Source organism: Mesotoga infera (assembly GCA_011045915.1).
Lineage (GTDB): Bacteria > Thermotogota > Thermotogae > Petrotogales > Kosmotogaceae > Mesotoga > Mesotoga infera_D.
In genome coordinates this window covers 1-3,546 of sequence record DSBT01000361.1, presented here as the reverse complement: position 1 = coordinate 3,546, position 3,546 = coordinate 1, and the positions used below count along the sequence as shown (strand labels likewise).

5 protein-coding genes are annotated in these 3,546 nt (G+C 47.7%); all 5 read right to left on the bottom strand.

The features are described 5' to 3' along the window. Positions 1-278: fucose isomerase (locus ENN47_11855; GenBank protein HDP78845.1), on the bottom strand; the 278-nt coding region annotated here is incomplete at its 3' end. 40 nt (positions 279-318) lie between these two features. Beyond that, a complete protein-coding gene (locus ENN47_11850) occupies positions 319-1,389 on the bottom strand; it encodes a LacI family transcriptional regulator (protein HDP78844.1) in 1,071 nt (356 codons plus the stop codon). A gap of 74 nt (positions 1,390-1,463) precedes the next feature. Then, positions 1,464-2,363 (bottom strand): ROK family protein, encoded by a 900-nt coding sequence (locus ENN47_11845; protein HDP78843.1) that lies wholly within the window; start codon positions 2,361-2,363, stop codon positions 1,464-1,466. Beyond that, a complete protein-coding gene (locus ENN47_11840) occupies positions 2,350-2,976 on the bottom strand; it encodes a bifunctional 4-hydroxy-2-oxoglutarate aldolase/2-dehydro-3-deoxy-phosphogluconate aldolase (protein ID HDP78842.1) in 627 nt (208 codons plus the stop codon). Before ENN47_11840 ends, ENN47_11845 begins: the two co-directional genes overlap by 14 nt. Before the next feature lie 186 nt (positions 2,977-3,162). After that, positions 3,163-3,546 (bottom strand): hypothetical protein (locus tag ENN47_11835; protein HDP78841.1); only part of this gene is annotated, 384 nt, incomplete at its 5' end.

Sequence of the window (3,546 nt, the reverse complement as noted above, 5' to 3'; positions counted from 1 at the left end):
GCATAAAGCGAGGCCATCACGGAAAGATGCGGCCAGCACCAGATAGCGTAGTTAAATATCGTGGCCTCAACCTCGGCCTTCATCAGTTCCTTGCCGGCTTTCTTCGCGAGCGAAGGCTTCCAGACAATATCGGAGGCTGTGACAACTTCCACTTCACCCGTTGCTTCAAGGGCCTTAACCAGCCTGTCTTGAAACCCCTTGTTCATTTCGATCAGATCGTTGTGAACGAAATCGCGCCCGTCGGAAAAAGTGATCACTCCAACCTTTCTCTTTTTCATTGAGCATTCCTCCTCTTTTCAATGTCTTCTTCGAGCTTATCTATATGAGCTTTGACACAGATTTTCTTTGAAGCAATTCCGCCTTCAGCACAACTTTCGATTTCTCACCTCTTGTTCCGTCTATTTCGCTCAGCAGTATCGTGGCGGCAATCCTGCCGATGTCCTCTACAGGCTGTCTGATCGTCGTCAAGGGTGGCTCGATCAGGTCATTCATGGAATGATCATCGAAGCCTACAATCGACAGATCATCGGGGAGTTTCAGGCCCATCCGCCTCACGGTTGCAACTATGACCTCATTTAGAAACTGGTTTGTGGATATGATCGCATCCGGTCTCCTGTCCGATCTCAGCACAGACTGCAGTGACAGTGAGGTCCTCTCCACGTCTACTGCATTTTCGATAATCCAGTCGGTGTTTATCTCAATATCCAGCATCTTGCATGCATCCAAAAAGCCCATGCGTCTCTCTTCTATTGTATAGATTCCCTTTTTGTGAAGGACTATTCCGAGCTTCCCGTGACCGTTTTCCTTTAGGTGCAACACGCCTCGGAGAATCGCCTGCCGGTTATCGAGAGTTACCGAACTTATCCTCTCCATTCCCTCAAGAATTCTGTCGTAGAAGACGACAGGAATGTTTCTCCTGACTGCCTCTCTGTAGAGTTTTGAGTTGTCCCTTCCGTTTTCTCCTTGACAGGGCGAGGAAAGTATACCCTCGACACCGTGTTCGAGGAGCCATTTGATGTAGACTCTCTCTTTCTCGAAATCCTCCCCGATGTCGCAGACGATGAACTTGTAGCCTCTAGGAAAGAGGACGGTCTCGATTCCGCTCATGAAATCCAGGAAGAATGGATTCCTGATATCCGACACAATGAGGCCCACCGTTTGGGTCTTTCTTGTCTTCAGGGATTTTGCGGAAGAATTGGGAATGTAGTTCAGTCTCTCGGCCGCGTCAACTATCTCTTTCCTCAGGGAAGGACTCACTCCCGGTTCATCGGAAAGCGCTCGCGATACGGACGACGGCGATACGTTCAGTTCTTTTGCTATGTCTTTTATCGTTGTTTTCTTCATCACTGAGAATCGCAACCTTTCGCAAACGTTTGCGTTCTTTTTCATTATACTATGGGTCGTCCTTGATTGGAAAGCAAAGTGGTAACAGAGAGTCGTAGAGAGAGCTCAAGTAGAAGAGGTCAGTCTTTGTATGTTCTTCTTGACAGAGAGAGTATTCCAATTATGTTTGGATTGGGTTCTACAGAGGAAAGCTCAACCTTTACCTTTTTTCCTGGAATTCTGTAGCGATTCTCTTCAATAATCTTGAGTATTCTGTCGAAATAGTACCGGTTTTTCCCGAGACTTCCTCCGATTACCAGTACAGAAGGATCGAGAGAATCTATGAGATTGCAGAGGAATCGTCCAAGCCTTTCAGAGGCTTCGGTTATCATTTCTTTGAAGAGCGGTTCGTTCAACTGTGCGCGATCAATTATCTCTTTTGCAGAGATCTCAATCCCAAGCGAGTCATGCGCTCTGTTCTCAAGGCCCCTGCCGCCTGAAATCGCTTGCAGGCAACCGCGGCGACCACATGTGCAGGTTGGACCATCCGGTTTCACTATTGTGTGACCGATTTCCCCCGCTGAGTTGTTTGCTCCCCGTAAGATCTTCCCCCGGGCAACTATTCCCATTCCTATTCCCGTACTGATGGTGACGTAGATGAGCGATTCAATATCCTTTCTGAATGTCCATTCTCCAAAAGCCGCCGCATTGCAGTCGTTTTCGACCACGCCTTTGGTATCGAGAAAGGAGGAAGCTCTTCTGAAGAGCTCCACGTCTTTCCACCCGAGGTTCGGCGACCAGATCAAATTGCCCTTTTCGGGACTGACGGCACCTGCCGTGCAAAGCCCCCAGCGGTTGACATCTCTTCTTCCTTTCATGCGAAAACAGACACCACTCAGTCGCTCAAAGAAATCGTCAACTCCTTCGGCCGGTTTGGTGGAAAACTCTTCCGATTCATAAGCTTCCTGTTCGCTATCGCCGAAAGCCGATACGAGAGTTTTGGTACCCCCTATGTCGATCGCTATATCAACTGCGGGCATTTACGGCTCTCCGAATTTTCAGGATCCTTTCAAGAATCTCCCCTTCTTTTCCTTCATCAAAGAGATTCCTGTTTGCTATGTAGGAACCAATTCCGAGCGCAACAGCTCCTGCTTTCATGTATTCGTTAGCGTTTTCGGCCGTTACCCCGCCAAAAGGCATGAACTTGACAGTGGGAAACGGACCCCTGTACGCTTTGAGCAGCTGCAGACCTTCAGAACCGCTGGGGAAGAGTTTCAGGAAGCTGAATCCGGTGTTCAGTGCCTTCTGTATATCTGTAGAAGTGTAGACTCCGGGTATATAACTAATCCCGTCCCTTGCCGACAACTTCGCGATTTCCTCGCTAAATCCAGGGCTGAGAACGAAATCGGCATTTGAGCGAAGCGCTCTCGAATAAGCCGTATCATCGTATACTGTACCGGCCCCGATCACGAGCTTTCCGTAGAATTCCTTCTTGAGTTCGTGCAGTATCTCTGAAGAAGATTCGTCGGAGAAACTGACTTCCAGAATCGTCAAGCCGTTTTCCAGAAGCATTTCACACAACTTCCTCGATTGATTGAGCGTAAGACCCCTTATCACCGTCAAGACTTTTTCAGTCATTAGTTTTTCGAACACGGTAAAATACTCCTCCTTCTCTTACAGTCAGTAGATAATCTCTGCATTTAGTATATCAGGAGGTATAGCCTCATTTCCCGCTCTCTGAAAAGGAAACTGCCCATTCGAGTATTAAGTCTTCCGTGAGAAAGCTTCCCTAATTAATGTAATCATGTACCGTTTGAGAGATTTCTAGATCCCTCATGACTATTCAACAGAGACGCTCGCGTACAGTGTCGAAGCATTTCCATGGCTTTCAACCGTGCTATAGAATTTGAATTCTATTAGAGAGACTCCTATCTTTAGAGCTTCGAAATCGAATAACCGCTTCCCAGGTTCGGCGCCTGCAACTGGGAAGTCCGAGATTTCACCCGGAGAGGATTGGCTCTTCGAGGGGTCGATGTACCTGTTATCTACGAGTCTCAGTATTTCACTATCATTCTGTATGTTCCACGAAAACTCGACCGAAGAATCTTCTTCAACGGTGACTGCGAATAGATTACCCGGACTTACGGAACCTGAAGAACTGCCAAGGACCGTTACATAATCGGGAATACACTCACTTAGAGTTCTGTCATCCACTTCTACATT